Here is a 19,391-nt window from a genome sequence, read left to right as displayed (position 1 = left end):
TGGGCCTGCAGCGCGTGCGCCCGCGCCCGCTCGTGGCCAGCCAGGTAGTCAAGAACACCCCGCGCCAGATGGGCGGCGGGCGCAGCCGCGCGGCGCTGGTGAAGCGCGCGCACGAGAGCATCGCGAAGGGCAGCAAGAGCTTCACCGTCGCCAGCTGGCTGTTCGACAAGCAGACGCGCGACCGCAGCCACCTGCTCTATGCCTGGTGCCGCCGCTGCGACGACATCGCCGACGGGCAGGATCACGGCGGGACGCTGAAGCTTGATGCGTCGAGCGCCGAGGACCGCGTGCGCGCCATCCGCATCCTCACCCACCGCGCACTGGACGGCCAGCCGACCGCTGACATCGCCTTCGATGCGCTCGGCCAGGTCGCCAGCGAATGCGGGCTGACGCGCGAGATGGCGGACGACGTAATCGACGGCTTCGCGCTCGATGCCGAGGGCTGGCGCCCGCGCACCGAGGGCGACCTGATGCGCTATTGCTACCACGTCGCGGGTGCCGTCGGCGTGATGATGGCCAAGGTCATGGGCGTGCCCGGCGACGCGACCGAAACGCTCGACCGCGCCTGCGACCTCGGGCTCGCCTTCCAGCTCAACAACATCGCCCGCGACATCTCCGAGGACGATGCGGCGGGCCGTTGCTACATCCCCGAGGAGTGGCTGGCCGAATACGATATCCCCCCCGGCGAACTGATGAAGCCCGCCTATCGCAAGCAGCTCGTCAAGATCGCCCAGCGCCTGGTCCGCATGGCCGAGCGGCACGAGGCGGCGGCGCGCGTGGGCGCGGCGCACCTCAAGTTCCGCCAGCGCTGGGCCGTTCTCGCCGCAGCTAACATCTACGGTGCCATCGGGCACGAGGTCGTCAGCCAGGCCGAATTGGCGTGGGATCACCGGGTCCACACCAGCGCGTTCGACAAGCTCGGCCACGTCGCCGCCGCCTTCAAGGAGGCGATGGCGGGGTCGTGGGAGCCGCAGGAAATGCCCGAGTGGACGCGCGGGAGGCTGATGGTGATGGCGCGCATGGCGCAGCCCGTCGCCGATATCCCGCTCACCCCCTTGCGCGACGAGGATGTCCGCCGCAAGGAGGACTGAGGTCACGAGCCTCGGGAGAGAAAGTCCATGCGTAACTTTGCCCTGGCAGCGCTGATGGCGCTGGCTGTGCCTGTCGGTGCCAGCGCGCAGCCGACCACCGACCGTGACGCGGTGATGGCCGTGGTCGAGGGCTTCACCGAGGGCCTCGCCGCGAAGGACGCGGACGCGATGACCGCGCTCATCACCGAGGATGCCTACCTCGCGCTGGTGCAGGAGCGCGAGGGCGAGGACCGCGTGCAGTCCATGCCCCTCGCCGCCGCCGCCCAAGGTCTCGCCAACGTGCCGATGGACATCGCCGAACCGCTGGGCGAGGCGACGGTGCTGGTGAACGGCGCAGTGGCCATGGTCTGGGCGCCCTACGAGTTCATGGTCGACGGAGAGCGCAGCCACTGCGGCATCGACATCTTCACCCTGATCCGCGCCGACGGCACCTGGAAGATAGCTACTATCACCTACAGCCATGTCTCGGAAGGCTGCGGGGATGCAGGGCGGTAATGCGGCTCGAAACCGATCTGACCGAAATTGCTGATGTAACAGCCGAGGAGTTGCACCGGGAGCTGGCACGATTGGGAAGCGATGACAACGCGAGGGCGATCCTGAGCCGCGATGCCCATACTTATCTTCAGACCGCAATTTTCGACAACGGCTTCGTAGTGGAGCGGCGGGACGGAGGCGGCGAGGAAACACACTTTCACGCCGTCCCCCGGCATGCCAAGTTGCCCGGCGTAAAGCCCAAGCCCGCGTGGTGGAAACGCGTATGGTTCAGCGGTTTGTACATCACATCCGAATGTGCCTTCACACTCGATGAAGTGCAGACGATTTTCGGCGACTATCTCGCCGGGCGGGAAAGTTACATACCGAGAAAATGGGACCAGGGTTTTTGTGATCGATAAACTGCTCATCGCCAACCGCGGCGAGATCGCCTGCCGCATCATCCGCACCGCGCGCGCCATGGGCGTGGCGACGGTGGCGGTCTATTCCGATGCCGACGCCAAGGCGCTGCACGTGCGGCAGGCGGACGAGGCGGTGCACATCGGCCCATCCCCCGCCGCCGAGAGCTATCTCGTCGGCGACAAGATCATCGCCGCGGCAAAGCAGACGGGCGCGGACGCGATCCACCCGGGCTACGGCTTCCTGTCCGAGAATGCCGCCTTCGCGCAGGCCGTGATCGACGCGGGGCTGATCTGGGTCGGCCCGAAGCCCGCCAGCATCGAGGCGATGGGTCTGAAGGATGCCGCCAAGAAGTTGATGCGCGCCGCCGGGGTGCCCGTGACGCCCGGTTACGAGGGCGAGGACCAGTCGGTCGAGCGCCTCAAGGCCGAGGCCGAGGCCATCGGCTATCCCGTGCTCATCAAGGCTGTCGCGGGCGGCGGCGGCAAGGGCATGAGGAAGGTCGATGCGCCGGAAGACTTCGAGGCCGCGCTGGAAAGCTGCCGGCGCGAGGCCAAGGCCAGCTTCGGGAACGACGAGGTGCTACTGGAAAAGTGGATCACCTCGCCCCGCCACATCGAGGTGCAAGTCTTCGGCGATGCCCACGGCAACGTCGTCCACCTGTTCGAGCGCGACTGCTCGCTCCAGCGCCGGCACCAGAAGGTGATCGAGGAAGCCCCCGCCCCCGGCATGGATGAGGCCACCCGCGAAGCCATCTGCGCCGCCGCCGTCCGCGCCGCCAAGGCCGTCGACTACGAGGGCGCGGGCACGATCGAATTCATCGCCGATGCCAGCGAAGGACTGCGCGCCGACCGCATCTTCTTCATGGAGATGAACACCCGGCTTCAGGTCGAACACCCGGTGACCGAGGAGATCACCGGGGTGGACCTGGTCGAATGGCAACTGCGCGTGGCGAGCGGGGCGCCGGTGCCGCTGAAGCAGGAAGAGCTGAGCATCAAGGGGCATGCCATCGAGGCGCGGTTATACGCCGAGGACCCGGCGAAAGGGTTCTTGCCGAGTACGGGGCAACTCAAGCATTTCAATCTGGGTGAAGACGGTAGGATCGAAACCGGCGTTTCTCGGGGCAGCGAAATCTCACCATTTTACGATCCGATGATTGCCAAGCTCATCGCCTTCGCCGGATCAAGAGAGAACGCGATCGACGACCTGATAGCGATCGCGGAAAATGTGGAGGTCTATCCCGTAAAGTCCAACGCAGCCTTTATCGCGAAGCTTCTAGATCTGCCGCAGTTTCGCGCAGGAGAATTGGACACCGGACTGATCGAGCGGAAGATCGGTGGTCTCATCGAAGCCCACGCTCCGCACTCAGTGAAACTTGCGGCCGCCCTGTGGCGAGCCGAAACATTTGAAGCGGCGCGATACGATGGCGATCACGCTATGTCTCCAAGCGGCATGTTCGGCTTTCGGCTCAATGCTCCAAGTGCACCAGCCCGATTTGCTTTAAGCGTCGATGGAAACGGGAGCACCGTTACTCTCATGCCGCTCGATGGCGGCGAGCGATGGGACGTCGAAATTGACGGTGTTCGCGAGTTTGACGAGATCGAATATTTGCCGACCACACATGGTCCGACAGCGGAGGTCGAGCCCGATTGTACGATCCTGATCTTCGACCGAGGAAATGCGCACACTGTGAGCTTCGCCCGGGAGCGCGGCACCGGCCACGCCTCCGCCGCTGACGGCGACATTTCCGCCCCCATGCCGGGCAAAGTCATCGCGGTCGATGTGGCCGAGGGCGACACCGTCACCGCGGGCCAGCGGCTGCTGGTGCTCGAGGCGATGAAGATGGAGCACGCGCTCACCGCGCCGTTCGATGGCGTGGTGGCGGAATTGTCGGCCAGCGAAGGGGCGCAGGTGCAGGTCGAGGCGTTGCTGGCCAGAATCGAACAGGAGAGTGTCGAGAGGAGCGGTGCGGATGGCATGGACGCCTAATTCCGCTCGTCCTGAGCGTGTCGAAGGACTGCCTTTTCCCCTTTGCCTTGCCAAAAGGAAAGGCAACCCTTCGACAAGCTCAGGGTGAGCGGGTTGCGGCGAGATAGCTCTCCAGCCCCGCAACCTCGGCCGCGCTCATGTGCAGACCCAGCTTGGTCCGCCGCCACAGCACGTCCTCGGCGCTGACGGCCCATTCGTTGCGGCGCAGATACTCGACCTCGGCCTCGCTCAGGCCGCAGCCGAACTGGCGGCCGAGGTCGTCCCAGCCCGCCGCCTCGCCCAGCCAGTCTCCCGCTCGCGTCCCGTAGGCGCGGCCGATGCGGACGACGTCGCGGTGATCGAGGAAGGGGTAGAGCTCCTTCAGCGCGCCGATCAGGTGGTGTTGCGCGGTCCGGCCGAAGTCGCCGCCGGGGAGCGGGGCCTCCGCGGTCCAGTGCGCCTTGTCCAGCACCGGCAGGCGCTGCGCCAGCTTGTCGCAGGCGTCCTCGGCCACGTGGCGATAGCTGGTGATCTTGCCGCCCCAGATGCCGACGAGTGGCGCGCCCTCGCCTTCCTCGCTCAGCGATATGCGGTAACCGCGCGTCGCCGCCTCGGGCCGCCCGGTGCCGTCGTCGACCAGCGCGCGCACCCCGGCAAAGCTATGCACCACGTCGCCGGGCGTCACGTCGCGCTCGAAATACCTGTTCGCCGCATCGCACAGGTAGCGCACCTCCGCCGCGCTGGCCTCCACCTCGTCCAGCGAGCCCGCGTGGTCGGCATCGGTCGTGCCGATCAGGGTGAAGTCGCCCTCCCACGGGATGGCGAAGCAGATGCGCGTATCGGGCTGCTGGAGGATGTAGGCGTAGTCGTGGTCGAAGAGCCGGGGCACCACGATATGGCTGCCGCGCACGCGGCGGATACCGTAGGCGGGGCGCTCGGCGGCGAGGCCCGCCACGTCGTCCGCCCCCGGTCCGCCGGCGTTGACCAGCGCGCGGCCACGAAATCTGCCGCCCGTGGTCTCGACCGCCCACTCGCCGCCCTCGCGCCGGGCGGCGAGCACCTCGCAGCGCGGGCGAATGTCTGCGCCATGTTCGGCGGCGTCGAGCGCGTTCAGCACCACCAGCCGCGCATCGTCCACCCAGCCGTCCGAGTACTCGAAGGCGTGGGTGCATCGTGCCTCCAGCGGCGCGCCCGCCGGATGGCTGTCCAGCCGCACGCTGCGTGCGTTGCGGAAGGCGTCGCGCCCGCCGATGTGGTCGTAGAGGAACAACCCGGCGCGCAGCATCCAGCGCGGGCGCATCCCGCGCGTCACCGGCAACACGAAGCGCATCGGGCGCACGATGTGAGGGGCGATGGACCACAGCACGTCGCGCTCGCCCAGCGCCTCGCGCACGAGTGCGAACTCGTAGTATTCGAGATAGCGGAGCCCGCCGTGGACCAGCTTCGTGCTCTTGGACGAGGTGCCGCTGGCAAGGTCGCCCTTCTCCAGCAGCAGCACGCTCGCGCCCCGCCCCGCCGCGTCGCGCGCCACGCCCGCCCCGTTGACCCCGCCGCCGATCACGATGAGGTCGTAGGTCGTCACGCGGCATCCTTAGGCGGCGGCCGGTTGAGGCGGCGGAACAGCCGCCCCTTCTCGCTGAACAGCACCAGCAGCAGCGCCAGCGAGGAGCAGATCAGCAGCGACCAGGCGAAGGGAATGGCCGTGCCGTCGTAGGCCTGGCCGATGGCCATGCCCACCAATGCCGCGCCGAACATGCGGAAGAATGTCTGCACGCTGCTGGCCGAACCCGCGATGTGCGCGAAGGGCTGCATGGCGATGGAGCCGAAGTTCGATCCGAGGAAACCCAGCAGCGCGAGGTTCACGCTCATCAGCGGCAGGAACCAGGTGATGTCGCCGAAGTGCACGTAGCTCGACCAGACCTGCACCGCGCTCACCAGGATGAACATGATGACGCCCGCATGGCTCACCCGCCGCGCGCCGAAGCGGGTGACGATGCGCGAATTGACGATGTTGGTGAAGGCCATCATCGCCGCCGTCGCGCCGAACAGGACCGGGAAGGTCGCCTCGTCCACGCCGAAGGCTTCCTGGTAGAGCTGCTGGCCCGAATTCACGTATCCGAACACCCCGCCCATCACCAGCAGCGTGCCGAGCGTGTAACCGATGCTCGAACGGTTCAGCAGCGCCGAAAGCATGTTGCGCGCAATGACCGGGAGGATGACTTCCTGCCGGTTTTCCGGGCGCAGGGTCTCGGGCAGGCGGAACCATACCCAGACTGCTGCCAGCGCCGCCACTGCGGCCAGCGCCACGAAGATCAGCCGCCAACTGCCGCCCAGCATGATCGCGTGCCCGATGCTGGGCGCGAAGACGGGAACGGTGATGAAGACCGCGGCGATGGTCGACATCAGCCGCGCCATGTGGTCGCCTTCGTAGAGGTCGCGAACGATGGCCATCGGCGCCACCAGCAGGCCTGCGCACAGCAGGCCCGTCAGTCCGCGTACGAACAGCATGGTTCCGAAATGGGTGAGCGTGGCGACCAGCAGGTTCAGCACGCAGGCCGCGGCCAAAGCGAACAGGATGATCGGGCGGCGGCCGTAGCGGTCGGCGAAACTGCCCGGCACCAGGCAGCCCACCCCCATCATGATGGTGTAGACGGCGATGACGAGTTGCCGGTCGTTGCCGTCCGCCGCGCCCAGGTCGCGGGCGATCTCGTCCACCGCGGGCAGCATGGCGTCGATGCCGAGCGCGTTGAGGCTCATCAGCAGCGCCAGCAGCACCACCAATTCGCGCTTGCCGAGCTTCAGGTCGTCCATCGGGCTGGGAGCTGTCGCCATGTCAGCCCGCGACTACACAGCGCCCGTGGCCGAGAAAAGGATTAAGTCGAACCGCGCGCCTTGCTAGAGTGCACGGCGGCCATGGACGAACCCGACCACATCGAGGAAGCGGACGAATCGCAGGGCCTGCGCAAGATCATCCACGTCGACATGGATGCCTTCTTCGCCAGCGTCGAGCAGCGCGACAATCCGGAACTGCGTGGCAAGCCCGTGGCAGTCGGCGGCAGCAGCGGGCGCGGCGTGGTGGCTGCGGCAAGTTACGAGGCACGCAAGTTCGGCGTCAGGAGCGCCATGCCATCGGTCACGGCCAAGCGCCTGTGCCCGGACCTTATCTTCGTGAAGAGCCGGTTCGATGCCTACCGCGAGGCGAGCGAGCAGATCCGTGCGATCTTCCACTACCACACGCCGCACGTCGAGCCGCTCAGCCTCGACGAGGCCTATCTCGACGTCACCGAGGACCTTCACGGCATCGGCAGCGCCACGGCAATCGCGCAGGCCATCCGCCGGGAAATCCGCGAAAAGACCCGGCTCACCGCCAGCGCCGGGGTCAGCTACAACAAGTTCCTCGCCAAGATGGCGAGCGACCAGAACAAGCCCGACGGTATCTGCGTGATCCGTCCCGGCGAGGGCGCGGCCTTTGCCCAGTCGCTGCCCATCCGCCGCTTCCACGGCGTGGGGCCGAAGGGCGCGGAAAAGATGGCACGGCTGGGGATCGAGACCGGGGCGGACCTCGCCGCCAGGGACCTCGCCTGGCTGCGCGCCAACTTCGGCAGCTTCGCCGACTATCTCTACCGCGCGGCGCGGGGGATCGATCTTCGTCCCGTGCGCACCAATCGCATCCGCAAATCCATCGGCGGAGAGCGCACCTTCAGTGAGGACATCTCCTCCGGCCCCGCCCTGCGCGATACGCTGGACGACATCGTGGAGATCGTGTGGGAGCGGATCGCGGCCAAGGAAGCGCGGGGGCGCACGGTCACTTTGAAGCTCAAGTTCAACGACTTCCAGATCATCACCCGCGCCCGCTCGCAGGTGCAGGCCGTGGCCGACAAGGCGAGCTTCGCCGCCGTCGCGCACGAATTGCTGGAAGGCGAATTGCCCCTGCCCATGCCCATCCGCCTGATGGGCCTGACGCTGAGCAACCTCGATCGCGGCGACGAGGCCGAACCGCGCCGCGAGGATGCGCAGCTCTCGCTGCTATAGCCTGTCCATCAGTTCGAGACGCGGGCGCACGCGCTTCTCCAGTGCCTCGGGAAGCTCGTCCACCGGGCAGAAGGCCGCCGCCACGACCTCGCGCCGGTCCGGGCGCGGTTCCTCCAGCACCCGCGCGGTAAACAGCCAAACGTGGTTGGTGACGCCGTAGATCGTCTCGACACGCTGCGAGACCAGCTCCAGCCCTTCCAGCGTCAGGCCCAGCTCCTCGCGCATTTCGCGGCGGATCGCGTGCTCCGGATCCTCGCCCCGAGCCATGCCGCCCGCGGGCATGGACCAGCGGTCCGGGCCGTAGCTGTGGCGCACCAGCAGCAGCCGATCCTCGGCATCGAAGCCCATCAGTGCGACGCCATGGATGTCCGGCTTGGCAAGCCGCAGCCACGCCTTGCGCAGCGCATGGGCGAGCGGCATCAGCGCGCGGTGGATCGGCGCCGGGATCCAGTTCAGCATGGCATCAGGCGAAGCACGTCACCTTCTGCGTGGCAGCCCGCAGCAACCGCGCCACGGGCAGGTCGTGCTCGCCGCGCAGGGCCGCCTCGAACACCGCGCGTTTGGCCACGCTGCCGCCGAGCGTGAAGACGATCTCGTCGCTCGCCAGCAGGCTCGGCATGGTCAGCGTCACGCGGTCGAACGGCGCCTCGGGCGGCAGCGGATCGGGCGTGAGACGGCGCACGGCCTGCGCATCGTCCGCCCGCGGATCGGTGTTGGGAAACAGGCTCGCCACGTGGCCGTCCTCCCCCATGCCGAGCCAGACCAGCGCGAAAGGCGGCACCTGCTCCATCACGGAGAGCGTCACCACTTCGGCCCCGACCGGCTCGAACAGCGCGCGCAGCTTGCCGGTGTTGCTGGCGGGATGATCCTCGGGAACGACGCGGTCGTCCCCCGGCCACACCAGCAGCCGAGACCACGGCAGGTCGCGCGTGACGAGCTGCTGCATGATGGGGAACGGGGTGGAGCCGCCCGGCACCGCCACCGATACGCTCCCCTCGTCGGCCGCAAGGGCCGCGCCGAGCCGTTCCTCGAGCCAGTCGGCGATGGCATCGCCGGCAACATTCTCGATCAGTGTGACGTTCTGCATGCGCCCTGCCCTAGCCCGGATAGCGCGCGGTGCCTAGAACAGCGCGCGCCCGACAAGCGCCACCACGCCCGCGCCCACCGTCAGCGCCAGCACGACCAGCCAGCGCAGGGCGCGGCGCGGCATCCGTTCCCAGTCCTCCCCGGCGATGGCGGCAAAGCCGAGCACGCCGATCACCGCCAGCGCTCCGCCCGCCGCGGCAAGCGCCGGGGCTCCGGTGGCCAGCGCCAGCGAGAGGATCAGCAGGCCGCTCGCATCGGTGGCGATGCCCGAAAGCAGCACGAGGGCGGTCGCGCCGATCGATGCCGTGGGTTCGCGCGGTGTCTTGGCGGTGGACAGCAGCGCCACCTCCAGCGCCGCCAGTGCCAGCGCCGCCGCAACGAACCAGCTGCGATAGTCGCCGGTCACTAGGTTCGCCAAGGACCCCGCCAGCCAGGCGGCAAAGGCCGAGGCGAGCACGGCGGCCCCGGCGATGGCGAGCAGCAGTCCGCCAAGCGGCGCACCGCCGGCCGCCAGCCGCGCCGTCCGCACCGCCTCGCGCCCGGCGAACATCGCCAGCGCCACGGTGAGAAAGGTCAGGAGAAAAGCGGGCAAGGTTGCGCGCTCCTTCGGCAAGGCGAAGTCTGGAGCGGGTGAAGGGAATCGAACCCTCGTCGTCAGCTTGGGAAGCTGCTGCTCTACCATTGAGCTACACCCGCACGGTTCAAGCGCCATTACGCGCTGCACGAGCCTTGCGTCAATCCAGGCCTGCGGCCCTGGCAAACCGGCGCGATCGCCATGGACTGCCATGGCGGTTCGCCATGGATAAGGGCGCTGATTGAATTGCCCGCGAAGGATACGCCGTGAAGAGGGCTCGGGACCGTTTTGCGTGCCGCTCTTGTCGGAGGCCGCAGCCCTGCCGATATCGTCGCGGATGACGCTCGTGTGGATCCTGCTCGCCCTCCTTCTCGTGGCGGGCGGGTTGTCATACCGCGGCTGGGCGAAGGCACGGCACCGAGATAGGCTGCTGGCGAGCCCGCTCACCGACGAGCAGCGCGCCATCGTCATGAAGCTGGTGCCCATGGTCCGTCGCCTCCCTGCCGAGCTGCGCCCGGCGCTGGAGGGCCGGATCAATCGCTTCCTCGATCAGGTCACCTTTCACGGCTACGGCGGGGTGGAGATCGACGATGGCCTCAGGCTGTCGGTCGCGGCGCAGGCCTGCCTGCTGGTGGTGAACAGTCCCGACTGGTTCGAGACGCTGCGGACCGTGCTCGTCTATCCGTCCGCCTTCGATACCCGCCGACCACGCCACGATGGCGAATTGGTCCACGAAAACGGCGCGCACGCCGCTGGCGAGAGCTGGGCGCGCGGGCCGGTGGTGCTGTCGTGGGACCATGCCTTGCGCGGCGGGCTGGACCCCGACGACGGGCACAACGTGGTCATGCACGAATTTGCCCACCAGCTCGACAGCCTGACCGGCCAGGCCAACGGCGTGCCGCTGCTGCGCAAAGGTCAGCGGTTCGACAATTGGGAAAGGGCGATGCTGGACGCCTACGAGGGTCACGTCCGGCGGGTCGAGGCCGGGCACGCGACCCTGATCGACCCCTACGGCGCGACCAATCACCAAGAGTTCTTCGCCGAGGCGACCGTCACCTTCTTCGAGAAGCCCGCCGCCTTCCGGCGCGAGGAACCCGCACTCTATGCCGAGCTGGCGACGCTGTTCGCGCTCGATCCGGCGGAGTGGGCTTGAATGCTGCCGCCCCGCCGGGTTCTGTGTTTGGCTGGGCACCTCTGCGGTTTCCGAGCGTAGGAGAGAGGCATCTATCAGGAGAAATGCCGATGAGCCGCGCCCGCATGCCTGTCCTGGCCTGTCTCGCAACCTTGGCACTGGCGCTGTCCGCCTGCGACGCCGCACCTGAGGCGACCGCACCCGATCCCGCAGCCGACGCGCCCGCCGCCGATGTGGAAACGCCAGCGCCGAATTCCGATGCCAGCATACCGGCCGCACAACCCGTCACCGCCATTCCCGCCGCCATGCAGGGCCGCTGGGGCATGACCGAGGCCGATTGCGATCCCAACGAGCCCGCGAATAAGGGCCTGATGACGATCGATGGCACGACGCTCACGTTCTACGAATCCGTTGCCGAGATCGGCCAGGCCATGCTTGCCGGCGACAACGCGCTGCGCGGCACCTTCGACTACGAGGGCGAGGGAATGCAGTGGTCGCGCGATCTTACGCTGACGCTTTCCGGGCCCGACACCCTCGTGCTGGAGGAAATCGGGGACGACGCTCCGCCGGGGCCGCGCAGCTATTCGAAATGCAATTGAGGAGAAGACGATGAAGGTTGTAGTCCTGTCCGTCCTGGCGCTCGGCTCGCTCGCCGCCTGCACCACGACCGCCGACGACGGCATGGCGGTGCGCGAGCCGTCGGGCGAGTGCAGCGCCGATGCGGCGCAGCGCCATATCGGCCAGCGCGCCACGCAGGAGCTCGGTGCCGAACTCCTGCGCGTCACGCGTGCCCGCCAGCTGCGCTGGGCCCCGCCCGACAGCGCGATGACGATGGATTTCCGGCCTGACAGGCTGACCGTCAGCTATGACCGGTCGCTGATGGTGGACCGCATCTCCTGCGGGTAGCGGCAGGACGATGGTAACCATTTTGCGCTAGGCCGACGGCGTTCGCCCCAGCGCTCGGAAGCTCTCGTCATGGCCACCGTCACGAAAACCGTCCTGCTTATCGCCTGTCCGCTGCTGCTTGCCGGATGCGGCGACGACCTTGCCAGCCGCAACGATGCGGTGATGGCCTCCAGCGGCGACGGCGAGCAGGAAATCGTCCTGCGCAAGCGGGGCGGCGGGGGCGGCAGCTTCGGGCGCGAGCCCTCGGCCCAGCCGACCAGCGCCGGCAGCCTTGCCGAGGAGAGCGCCGCCGGCGCGCCTCCGGGCGAGGGAGAGCCGCAGGTCCACGATGCCTCGCCCGACGACCTCGTCGATACCACCGAAGGTTTCGACCCCGTGCCGATGGACGACGGCGAGGGCATGGCCGACGACTGGGGCGGCTGATAGGCCCACGGCCCATGCATCCGGTTGCGCCTGCAACCGCTTCCTGACATGGGAGCGGGCAGGAGACGCCCTTCGATGACCGGACAATTCCAGCTTACCGACGACCAGCTCGCCATCCAGGAGATGGCCCAGCGGTTCACCGCCGATGCCATCACCCCCCACGCGGGCGAATGGGACGAGCAGCATCATTTCCCGGTGGACGTCATCAAGTCCACCGCCGAGCTGGGCTTCGGCGCGATCTACGTCAGCGAAGCATCGGGCGGTATCGGGCTCGGCCGGCTGGAGGCGGCGCTGATCATGGAGGCCATGGCCTACGGCTGCCCGACGACAAGCGCCTTCATCTCGATCCACAACATGGCCGCCTGGATGATCGACACCTTCGGCGGGCAGGAGCTGAAGGACCGCTTCCTGCCGGACCTCATCTCGATGGAGAAGCTGGCGAGCTACTGCCTGACCGAACCCGGCAGCGGATCGGACGCGGCGGCGCTCAAGACGACCGCAAGGCTGGACGGCGACCACTACGTCCTCAACGGCACCAAGCAGTTCATCAGCGGCGGCGGGGTCAATGACGTCTACCTGGTGATGGTCCGCACCGGCGACGAGAAGGCGCGCGGCATCAGCTGCCTGGTGGTCGAAAAGGGAACGCCGGGCCTCAGCTTCGGCGCGCCGGAGAAGAAGCTCGGCTGGAACGCCAGCCCCACCGCGCAGGTCATCTTCGAGGATTGCCGCGTGCCCGTCGCCAACCGCGTGGGTGCGGAGGGCGAGGGCTTCCGCTTCGCCATGGCCGGTCTCGACGGCGGGCGCATCAACATCGGCGCCTGCTCGCTCGGCGGAGCGCAGCGCTGCCTCGACGAAGCGGTGGCCTATACCAAGGACCGCCAGCAGTTCGGCCAGCCGATCGCGGACTTCCAGAACACCCAGTTCATGCTCGCCGACATGGCGACCGACCTCGAGGCCGCGCGCGCCCTGCTCTATCTCGCCGCCGCTAAGGTGACAGAGAACGCACCCGACAAGAGCCGCTTCTCCGCCATGGCCAAGCGCCTCGCCACCGACATCGGCAGCAAGGTGGTCAACGACGCGCTGCAACTGTTCGGTGGCTACGGTTACCTCAGGGACTACCCCATCGAACGCTTCTGGCGCGACCTGCGCGTCCACTCGATTCTCGAGGGCACGAACCAGGTCATGCGGATGATCGTGGGCCGGGACCTGCTGCGGCAGTGAACACCCTCGCGATGACCGCGCTGGTCGTTCCCGACTACGACGAGGCGATCGAATTCTTCACCGCCGCGCTGGGCTTCATGCTGGAGGAGGACACCGATCTCGGCGATGGAAAACGCTGGGTCGTGGTCGGCGGCGACGGCGGGGGCAAGCTCCTGCTGGCGCGCGCCACGAACGAGGCGCAATCCGCAGCGGTCGGCAGTCAGACGGGCGGCCGTGTAGGTTGGTTCGTTCACACATCCGACTTTGCCGCCAGCCACGCGCAGTTGCTCGCCCACGGGGCCAGTTTCGTCGAAGAGCCGCGCCATGAAGCATACGGCACCGTCGCCGTCTTCACCGATCCCTGGGGCAACCGCTGGGACTTGATCGAACAGAGGAAAGCCGCATGACCGACCAGGTTCGCACCCGTATCGATGGCCCCATCGGCCGCATCACCCTCACCCGCCCCAAGCCCATTCATGCGCTGACGCTGGAGATGGTCGAGGCCATGTCCGAAGCCCTGCTCGCCTGGCGCGGGGACGACGCGGTGCGCGCAGTGATGATCGAGCACGAGCCGGGCACGCGCGGCTTCTGCGCGGGCGGGGACGTGGCGCTGGTGCGCGACAGCGCGCTGACCGACGGCGGCAAGGCGGGCCGCGCGTTCTTCCACGCGGAATACCGGCTCAACCACCTGCTGTTCACCTACCCGAAGCCGACCGTGGCCTTCATGGACGGCATCACCATGGGCGGCGGGGTCGGCATCTCGCAGCCGTGCAAGTTCCGCGTGGCGACCGAGAACACGAAGTTCGCCATGCCCGAAGGCGCGATCGGCCTGTTTCCCGACGTCGGCGCGGGCTGGTACCTGCCGCGCCTGCCGGGCGCGACGGGCAAGTTCCTGGCGCTGACGGGCGCGCGGCTGGACGGGGCGGAATGTCTCTGGGCGGGGCTTGCGACCCACTACCTGCCGTCGGACGCGCTGGGCGACATCAAGGCGCGGCTCGTCGCGGGCGAGACGGTCTTCGAGGTGCTCGGCAAGGATGCCGGCGAGCGGCCCGAGGCGCGCATCGCCGGCAATGCGGTAAAGATCGACCGCCTGTTTAACCCTGACACGTTAGAGGGCATCATCGCCGCGCTGGAGGCGGACGAGAGCGAGTGGGCGGCAAAGGAGCTGGACGCGGTGCGTGCCAAGTGCCCCACCACCGGCGTGGTCGCGCTGCGCCAGTTCGCTGAAAACGCCGCGTGCGAGACCTTTGCCGATAACATGCGCATGGAATACCGCGTCGCCAGCCGGATGATGCTGCGGCACGATTTCGCGGAGGGCGTGCGCGCTGTCCTGCTCGACAAGACGAACGACCCGGTGTGGGATCCGGCCCGCCCTGCGGACGTACACCCGGCGCTGATCGACGCGATCTTTGCCGAGGATCCCGACGGCGGCGAGTGGACGCCGTTCCCGGGCTGAGCCCTATGTCTGCGGCCAGGGCCCGGTGATCGCCAAGGTCATCGCCGGGCTGTAGACGTTGAGGAACATCGTGCGCCCGTCGGGCGAGAAGCAGGCGCCCGCCGTTTCGCTCTGCACGCGCACGTGGCCGAAGGCATAGGCCTCGCCCGTCGGGGTCACGCCGCGCAGGTGGTTATCGATGGCATCGCCGTACTGGTCCTCGCACACCATCAGGTCGCCGAAGGGGGTGATGCACAGGTTGTCGCCGAAGCTGTATTCGGACAGCGCCGGGCTCTCGTAGAAGAGGTCGAGCACGTCGCCTTCATGGATGTTCGGCTTCAGGCGGAAGATTTGCCCCTGCTGCGCCGCGCCACCGCTGGTGGCGGTGAAATACATCTCGCCATCGCCCATCCAGATGCCCTCGCCCCGCGCGAACACCGCCGCGCCCATGGCCGCACCGCGTGTGCGAAGGTCGTCCTCGGGCGCCTCGGGATTGTCGAGCGTGATCCAGGTGCCGCGCACCGGCTGCCCCACCGCCAGCAATGCGGTGCCGATATTGCGGGTATCGCGAATGCCCTCCAGCACAAGGGCTTGCAGCGTGCCGCCGCGCTCCAGCCGACCCGGGTAGGTCGGCAGATAGCGGTAGAGCAGCGAATCCGGGCGGTCCTCGGTCATGTAGACCACGCCCGTCGCCGGATCGACGCAGGCCGCCTCGTGGTTGAACCGGCCCATGGCGGTCAGCGGCAACGGATCGACGAGACCGCCGGCATCGGCGGGCACCTCGAACACGTAGCCGTGGTCGCGGTTGATGCGGCCGTCGCCCCTTGCGGTGTTCTCCTCGCAGGTCAGCCAGCTGCCCCATGGCGTAATGCCGCCCGCGCAATTGCGGATGGTGCCCGCGAGGCTGCGGTATTCGCGCTTGCGCTCCAGCGTCGCCTTGTCGAGCACGATCGTCGTCGTGCCGCCCGGCAATGGCACGAGGCTGCGCGCGACGGTATCGTAGGCCCGGCCAGCCACGCCGCCGCCATCCGATTGCGGCACCAGCTCGTGGTTGCGGACCAGCGCCAGCTCGCCGTTGCCGATGTCGAAGCAGCCCATGCCATCGGCATTGTCGGGGACGGTGAAGCCGTCGCTCATCGCATCGCCCAGCCGCGAGATCACGCGGTAGGAGAAGCCCTGCGGCAGATCGAGCACGCCCGCCGGATCGGGCACCAGCGCACCGAACCGCTCGCCCGCGGGCAGGCCAGCGCCAGCGACGCGCGGCGAGAGGGTGCATCCCGTTACCAGCAATCCGGCAAAGGCGGTGCCGGTGGCAGCGAGGAATTGGCGACGATCGGTATGCATGGGGCGACCTTTTGACTTTTGACTCGCGGCGCGTGCCTTAGCCGATCCTCGCGCTCGCCTCCAGCGCAGCTTTCCGGCCAGACCATGTCGTGGTGAGGTCTCGCGAAGATTGACGGGCAGTGCGTTTGTGACGACATCGACAGCCAATGCCAGCGCCCCCTCCGCCTCCCGTTCCTCAACTGTCGCTTGGCCTGATCAGCCACGACGACGGCTATCCGGCCAAGGTCGCAAGCTGCGAGGCGGTGAGCGCGGCGCTGCAAGCAATCCTAACTCGCATCGATGCGCTGGTCGGCGCCGACCCCGCCCAAGTCGCCCCCACGCGCATGCACACCCTTCTCGCAAGCGAAATCGACCGGGTCGCCGCCCGTACCGCACTGGCGTCGGGGTGGGAGCTCGTCGCTCCCCTGCCTTACGGACGCCGCCTAAATCGGGCGATCGCAGCCGCGCCGCGATCGCCCGCAGACGCTCGTGCGCTGCTTGCGAACACAGCCCCGGAGGACACCGACGTGGAGGCGCGGGCCAAGGAGATTGCCGCGCTGGAAGCTCGTGCGCGCCTGTTCGAAATCGCCGATCAGGACGAGAGCTTAGCCGCACTGTTCACGGCCATGCTCGAAGAGCCCGGCGATCCGGTACGCGCGCGAGCCTTTGCCTTGCAGCATGCAGAGCAGGTGGCACTCGCACAGCGGGTAATGATCGAGCAATCCGATCTCGTCATCGGATTTGAAAACGGCACGACGCTCGACCGCATGGGCGGCACCTCACACGCAATTGCGCCAGCGCTCGCGCTCGGCACGCCGGTTCTGCTGATCGCCCCGGCGTGCCCCGAACGTTGGCGTGTCGTCGCCACGCCCGAGGCCCTTGCCCACCTCACCTATTCCGAGAGCCAGCAGGCCGCGGCGTTGAAGACCGTCGTGCGCCACGCGCTGCACCCCGCGGGCGGCGAGGCCGGGCACGGCGGCGATGCGCTGGCGCGCGAGCGCTGGACCGGACGCTCCAGCCCGATGTGGCTTGGCTATCGCCTTATCGATCGGGCGTTTGGCCCGGACTATAAGGCCGAGGGGTGGAAGAATAGCGGACCGCTGCTGCTAACCTACGAAAAGCCGGAAGACATTGCCGTGGGCCGCGGTGCCGCCGTGCTCGCCGCAAGCCGTGCCCTGCCGGGAGGCGACAAGTCGCTGGTGGACCAAATTGAACACGAGGTACTGCCGGATTTTGCGTGGGCGGACGGTATCTCGATCTGGCTTTCCGACGCCTATCGAAGCGGGATGATAGCCAGCTTCCTTCTCGCCGCGCTCGCGGTGATCGTGGGGATTTCGTACCAACCCCTTGGATACGAGAATGAGAAATGGGTGTTCGCGGGAATGGAACTGTTCCTGCTGGCTCAGATTGTGTTCTTCTTGAAGGCTGGCCGACGACAGCGCTGGCACCAGCGCTGGTTCGACACCCGGCGCGTGGCCGAGTACCTGCGCCACGCGCCAATCCTCCTTCCGCTCGGGATCGCCCGCCCGCCGGGGCGCTGGCCGCGCGGCAGCGCCGTCGCCTGGCCCGAATACCATGCCCGTCACCGCCTGCGCCGCCTCGGCCTGCCGGAGGTCCGGATTTCGCGCGCGTACCTGCGCGCCGCACTGGGAACCCTGCTGGAGCCGCACGCGCTGGCACAGCGCGACTATCACCGTGCCAAGGCGGTGCGCCTCGCGCGGGTGCATCACCGGCTCGACCACATTGCCGCGCGGTTCTTCGTCTGCGCGGTCGTCTCCGTATCCATCTACCTCACCATCGCCGCGCTTGCCGCCATCGGGGTGTTGCCCGCCGACCTGCCGTACCGCGTGGCCAAGGTGTTCACCTTTCTCGGCGTCGCCTTTCCCACGCTCGGCGCTAGTCTCGCGGCAATCCGCTACTTCGGCGATTTCGAGCGCTTCGCAGCCATCTCGGAAGTCACCGCCGAGAAGCTGGACGCGCTCGCCGGGCGCATCCGCCTGCTGCTGAACGGCCCGGCGGACGCCGTCGACTATCGCGGCGTCGCCGACCTCGCCCGCGCCGTCGACGAGATTACCGTTGCGGAAATCGAGAGCTGGCAGGCGGTGTTCGGCGGCAAGCACATCGCGCTGCCGGCCTGAGCCGCGGGACCTTCGGCAGCCGACCGCAAAGCTGCGGAAAACCGACGGTGGCGGCGTGAGCCGTCTGGCGGGCTTGCTACCAAGACCGGGTGACGAATCGGATCGATCTCGGAAACGATGCCAGCGGGTCGCCCATCATGCTGGATATCGAGGAATTGCTGGCCACGCGCCTGTTGGTGCAGGGCAACAGCGGTTCGGGCAAGTCGCACCTCCTGCGCCGCCTGCTCGAAAAGAGTGCCGCGATCGTCCAGCAGGTGGTGATCGACCCCGAGGGGGATTTCGTCAGCCTGGCCGAGACGTTCGGCCACGTGGTGATCGACGGCGCGGCCTATTCGGAAGGCGAGATCGTTCGCCTCGCCGCCCGCGCGCGCGAGCACCGGGCCTCGGTCGTCCTCGCGCTCGACGGGCTGGAAATCGACAACCAGATGCGCTGCGCCGCGCAGTTCCTCGCCGCGCTGTTCGACGCGCCCGACCGCCACTGGTACCCGGCGCTGGTCATCGTCGACGAGGCGCAGCTGTTCGCGCCGTCGGCATCCGGCGAGGTGGCCGACGACGCGCGCCGCGCCTCGCTCGCCGCCATGACCAACCTCATGTGCCGCGGGCGCAAGCGCGGCCTTGCAGGCGTGATCGCCACGCAGCGGCTGGCAAAACTCGCCAAGAACGTGGCGGCGGAAGCCTCGAACTTCCTCATGGGCCGAACCTTTCTCGACATCGACATGATCCGTGCGACCGACCTTCTGGGCATGGAGCGACGGCAGGCCGAACAGATCCGCGATCTCGAGCGCGGCCATTTCCTCGGCCTCGGCCCGGCGATCAGCCGCAGGCCGGTGTCGGTCAGGATCGGCAGCGTGGAGACGCGCGCCAAGTCCACCGTGGGCGGGCTGACCCCGCCGCCGCTCGCCACCGGCGACGACATGGCCGCGCTGCTCCACGCCCCCGCGCCCGAACCGCCCGCGCAGACCGACCTGTGGGGCGACGGCGCGCCAGCCACGGCGCCCATCGCCGCCGCCAACCTCCAGGCCTCAATCGAGCGGCAGGCCGACGCTTCGCCCAGCGCCGACGACCTCGCCCCGCTGCCCGATCTCTCCGAGGCCGAGGCCGCAGAGGTGGCGCGCGCGGTAATGGCGGAAATGGCCGGAGAGGACGGGTGTTCCTTCCTGCCCGCGGCCACGCTGTTCCAGGATTTCACCGT

20 protein-coding genes and 1 tRNA gene (1 of these 21 running past the window's edge) are annotated in these 19,391 nt (G+C 68.0%); 14 read left to right on the top strand and 7 right to left on the bottom strand.

All coding sequences use genetic code 11. The features are described from left to right. Positions 1 to 68: 68 nt before the first annotated feature. The 4 genes from AAW00_RS11295 to AAW00_RS11280 are packed head-to-tail and all read left to right on the top strand — an operon-like array spanning position 69 to position 3,971. On the top strand, positions 69 to 1,091 hold the full coding sequence (locus AAW00_RS11295; RefSeq protein WP_047004618.1) for a phytoene/squalene synthase family protein: 1,023 nt from the start codon (positions 69 to 71) through the stop codon (positions 1,089 to 1,091). A gap of 27 nt (positions 1,092 to 1,118) precedes the next feature. Then, positions 1,119 to 1,586 (top strand): nuclear transport factor 2 family protein, encoded by a 468-nt coding sequence (locus AAW00_RS14310; protein WP_082125031.1) that lies wholly within the window; start codon positions 1,119 to 1,121, stop codon positions 1,584 to 1,586. After that, positions 1,586 to 1,984 carry a hypothetical protein gene (locus AAW00_RS11285; protein WP_047004376.1) on the top strand — a complete coding sequence of 133 codons (399 nt, stop codon included), beginning with the start codon at positions 1,586 to 1,588 and terminating at the stop codon, positions 1,982 to 1,984. Before AAW00_RS14310 ends, AAW00_RS11285 begins: the two co-directional genes overlap by 1 nt. Continuing rightward, positions 1,974 to 3,971: an acetyl-CoA carboxylase biotin carboxylase subunit gene (locus tag AAW00_RS11280; RefSeq protein WP_047004375.1), complete on the top strand. Its 1,998-nt coding sequence runs from the start codon at positions 1,974 to 1,976 to the stop codon at positions 3,969 to 3,971. The genes AAW00_RS11285 and AAW00_RS11280 overlap by 11 nt, the downstream gene beginning before the upstream one ends. 79 nt (positions 3,972 to 4,050) lie before the next feature. Here the strand turns inward: AAW00_RS11280 and AAW00_RS11275 are convergent, their stop codons facing one another. Then, on the bottom strand, positions 4,051 to 5,532 hold the full coding sequence (locus AAW00_RS11275; RefSeq protein ID WP_047004374.1) for a glycerol-3-phosphate dehydrogenase: 1,482 nt from the start codon (positions 5,530 to 5,532) through the stop codon (positions 4,051 to 4,053). Next, positions 5,529 to 6,782 carry a multidrug effflux MFS transporter gene (locus tag AAW00_RS11270; protein WP_047004373.1) on the bottom strand — a complete coding sequence of 418 codons (1,254 nt, stop codon included), beginning with the start codon at positions 6,780 to 6,782 and terminating at the stop codon, positions 5,529 to 5,531. Before AAW00_RS11270 ends, AAW00_RS11275 begins: the two co-directional genes overlap by 4 nt. 81 nt (positions 6,783 to 6,863) lie before the next feature. Here AAW00_RS11270 and dinB point away from each other — a divergent pair, with 81 nt between their 5' ends. Then, positions 6,864 to 7,982: a DNA polymerase IV gene (gene dinB / locus AAW00_RS11265; protein ID WP_047004372.1), complete on the top strand. Its 1,119-nt coding sequence runs from the start codon at positions 6,864 to 6,866 to the stop codon at positions 7,980 to 7,982. On the opposite strand, the gene AAW00_RS11260 is transcribed toward dinB, so the two are convergent. The 4 genes from AAW00_RS11260 to AAW00_RS11245 form a co-directional block, all read right to left on the bottom strand. After that, positions 7,977 to 8,441 (bottom strand): NUDIX domain-containing protein, encoded by a 465-nt coding sequence (locus tag AAW00_RS11260; protein ID WP_047004371.1) that lies wholly within the window; start codon positions 8,439 to 8,441, stop codon positions 7,977 to 7,979. The two genes, dinB and AAW00_RS11260, sit on opposite strands and share 6 nt — an antisense overlap. A 4-nt stretch (positions 8,442 to 8,445) precedes the next feature. After that, positions 8,446 to 9,069 (bottom strand): 6-phosphogluconolactonase, encoded by a 624-nt coding sequence (locus tag AAW00_RS11255; protein WP_047004370.1) that lies wholly within the window; start codon positions 9,067 to 9,069, stop codon positions 8,446 to 8,448. A 33-nt stretch (positions 9,070 to 9,102) separates the two neighbouring features. After that, positions 9,103 to 9,660: a hypothetical protein gene (locus AAW00_RS14430; RefSeq protein ID WP_156170043.1), complete on the bottom strand. Its 558-nt coding sequence runs from the start codon at positions 9,658 to 9,660 to the stop codon at positions 9,103 to 9,105. Positions 9,661 to 9,690: 30 nt separating this feature from the next. Beyond that, positions 9,691 to 9,764: transfer RNA gene (locus AAW00_RS11245), tRNA-Gly, on the bottom strand. 215 nt (positions 9,765 to 9,979) lie between these two features. On the opposite strand from AAW00_RS11245, the gene AAW00_RS11240 reads away from it, so the two are divergent. From AAW00_RS11240 to AAW00_RS11210, 7 genes are all read left to right on the top strand, one after another. Then, complete coding sequence (locus tag AAW00_RS11240; RefSeq protein WP_047004368.1) at positions 9,980 to 10,795, top strand: M90 family metallopeptidase; 816 nt, start codon at positions 9,980 to 9,982, stop codon at positions 10,793 to 10,795. Positions 10,796 to 10,884: 89 nt separating this feature from the next. Next, a complete protein-coding gene (locus AAW00_RS11235; protein WP_047004616.1) occupies positions 10,885 to 11,373 on the top strand; it encodes a hypothetical protein in 489 nt (162 codons plus the stop codon). Between the two features lie 10 nt (positions 11,374 to 11,383). Beyond that, positions 11,384 to 11,680 (top strand): I78 family peptidase inhibitor, encoded by a 297-nt coding sequence (locus AAW00_RS11230; RefSeq protein WP_047004367.1) that lies wholly within the window; start codon positions 11,384 to 11,386, stop codon positions 11,678 to 11,680. 69 nt (positions 11,681 to 11,749) lie between these two features. Next, a complete protein-coding gene (locus tag AAW00_RS11225) occupies positions 11,750 to 12,103 on the top strand; it encodes a hypothetical protein (protein ID WP_047004366.1) in 354 nt (117 codons plus the stop codon). A 75-nt stretch (positions 12,104 to 12,178) separates the two neighbouring features. Further along, on the top strand, positions 12,179 to 13,324 hold the full coding sequence (locus AAW00_RS11220; RefSeq protein ID WP_047004365.1) for an acyl-CoA dehydrogenase family protein: 1,146 nt from the start codon (positions 12,179 to 12,181) through the stop codon (positions 13,322 to 13,324). Continuing rightward, a complete protein-coding gene (locus tag AAW00_RS11215) occupies positions 13,321 to 13,710 on the top strand; it encodes a VOC family protein (RefSeq protein WP_156170042.1) in 390 nt (129 codons plus the stop codon). Before AAW00_RS11220 ends, AAW00_RS11215 begins: the two co-directional genes overlap by 4 nt. Then, entirely contained in the window at positions 13,707 to 14,759 is a 1,053-nt protein-coding gene (locus AAW00_RS11210; protein WP_047004364.1) for an enoyl-CoA hydratase/isomerase family protein, read from the top strand. The genes AAW00_RS11215 and AAW00_RS11210 overlap by 4 nt, the downstream gene beginning before the upstream one ends. Positions 14,760 to 14,762: 3 nt before the next feature. On the opposite strand, the gene AAW00_RS11205 is transcribed toward AAW00_RS11210, so the two are convergent. After that, positions 14,763 to 16,082, bottom strand: a complete 1,320-nt coding sequence (locus AAW00_RS11205) for an alkaline phosphatase PhoX (RefSeq protein ID WP_047004363.1) — start codon at positions 16,080 to 16,082, stop codon at positions 14,763 to 14,765. Positions 16,083 to 16,228: 146 nt separating this feature from the next. Between AAW00_RS11205 and AAW00_RS11200 the strand changes: the two genes are divergently transcribed. Both AAW00_RS11200 and AAW00_RS11195 read left to right on the top strand, forming a co-directional pair. Continuing rightward, on the top strand, positions 16,229 to 18,199 hold the full coding sequence (locus AAW00_RS11200; protein WP_047004362.1) for a hypothetical protein: 1,971 nt from the start codon (positions 16,229 to 16,231) through the stop codon (positions 18,197 to 18,199). A 137-nt stretch (positions 18,200 to 18,336) separates the two neighbouring features. Next, a protein-coding gene (locus AAW00_RS11195) for a helicase HerA domain-containing protein (RefSeq protein ID WP_241461728.1) crosses the window boundary here: on the top strand, positions 18,337 to 19,391 show its 5' portion. It continues 373 nt past the right edge of the window; 1,055 of the gene's 1,428 nt are visible here — the first part of the coding sequence; its start codon is at positions 18,337 to 18,339; the stop codon falls past the right edge of the window.

This window comes from Aurantiacibacter luteus (genome assembly GCF_001010945.1).
GTDB lineage: Bacteria > Pseudomonadota > Alphaproteobacteria > Sphingomonadales > Sphingomonadaceae > Alteraurantiacibacter > Alteraurantiacibacter luteus.
The sequence above is the reverse complement of the archived record's forward strand: the minus strand, read 5'-3'. Positions and strand labels throughout refer to the sequence as shown.

What these genes read in the sequence shown, in the direction of transcription:
- AAW00_RS11295 (WP_047004618.1), top strand. Translation starts at nt 69, where the DNA reads ATGGGCGGCGGGCGCAGCCGCGCGGCGCTGGTGAAGCGCGCGCACGAG.
- AAW00_RS14310 (WP_082125031.1), top strand. Translation starts at nt 1,119, where the DNA reads ATGCGTAACTTTGCCCTGGCAGCGCTGATGGCGCTGGCTGTGCCTGTC.
- AAW00_RS11285 (WP_047004376.1), top strand. Translation starts at nt 1,586, where the DNA reads ATGCGGCTCGAAACCGATCTGACCGAAATTGCTGATGTAACAGCCGAG.
- AAW00_RS11270 (WP_047004373.1), bottom strand. Translation starts at nt 6,782, where the DNA reads ATGGCGACAGCTCCCAGCCCGATGGACGACCTGAAGCTCGGCAAGCGC.
- dinB (WP_047004372.1), top strand. Translation starts at nt 6,864, where the DNA reads ATGGACGAACCCGACCACATCGAGGAAGCGGACGAATCGCAGGGCCTG.
- AAW00_RS11260 (WP_047004371.1), bottom strand. Translation starts at nt 8,441, where the DNA reads ATGCTGAACTGGATCCCGGCGCCGATCCACCGCGCGCTGATGCCGCTC.
- AAW00_RS11255 (WP_047004370.1), bottom strand. Translation starts at nt 9,069, where the DNA reads ATGCAGAACGTCACACTGATCGAGAATGTTGCCGGCGATGCCATCGCC.
- AAW00_RS11240 (WP_047004368.1), top strand. Translation starts at nt 9,980, where the DNA reads ATGACGCTCGTGTGGATCCTGCTCGCCCTCCTTCTCGTGGCGGGCGGG.
- AAW00_RS11235 (WP_047004616.1), top strand. Translation starts at nt 10,885, where the DNA reads ATGAGCCGCGCCCGCATGCCTGTCCTGGCCTGTCTCGCAACCTTGGCA.
- AAW00_RS11230 (WP_047004367.1), top strand. Translation starts at nt 11,384, where the DNA reads ATGAAGGTTGTAGTCCTGTCCGTCCTGGCGCTCGGCTCGCTCGCCGCC.
- AAW00_RS11225 (WP_047004366.1), top strand. Translation starts at nt 11,750, where the DNA reads ATGGCCACCGTCACGAAAACCGTCCTGCTTATCGCCTGTCCGCTGCTG.
- AAW00_RS11220 (WP_047004365.1), top strand. Translation starts at nt 12,179, where the DNA reads ATGACCGGACAATTCCAGCTTACCGACGACCAGCTCGCCATCCAGGAG.
- AAW00_RS11210 (WP_047004364.1), top strand. Translation starts at nt 13,707, where the DNA reads ATGACCGACCAGGTTCGCACCCGTATCGATGGCCCCATCGGCCGCATC.
- AAW00_RS11205 (WP_047004363.1), bottom strand. Translation starts at nt 16,082, where the DNA reads ATGCATACCGATCGTCGCCAATTCCTCGCTGCCACCGGCACCGCCTTT.
- AAW00_RS11200 (WP_047004362.1), top strand. Translation starts at nt 16,229, where the DNA reads ATGCCAGCGCCCCCTCCGCCTCCCGTTCCTCAACTGTCGCTTGGCCTG.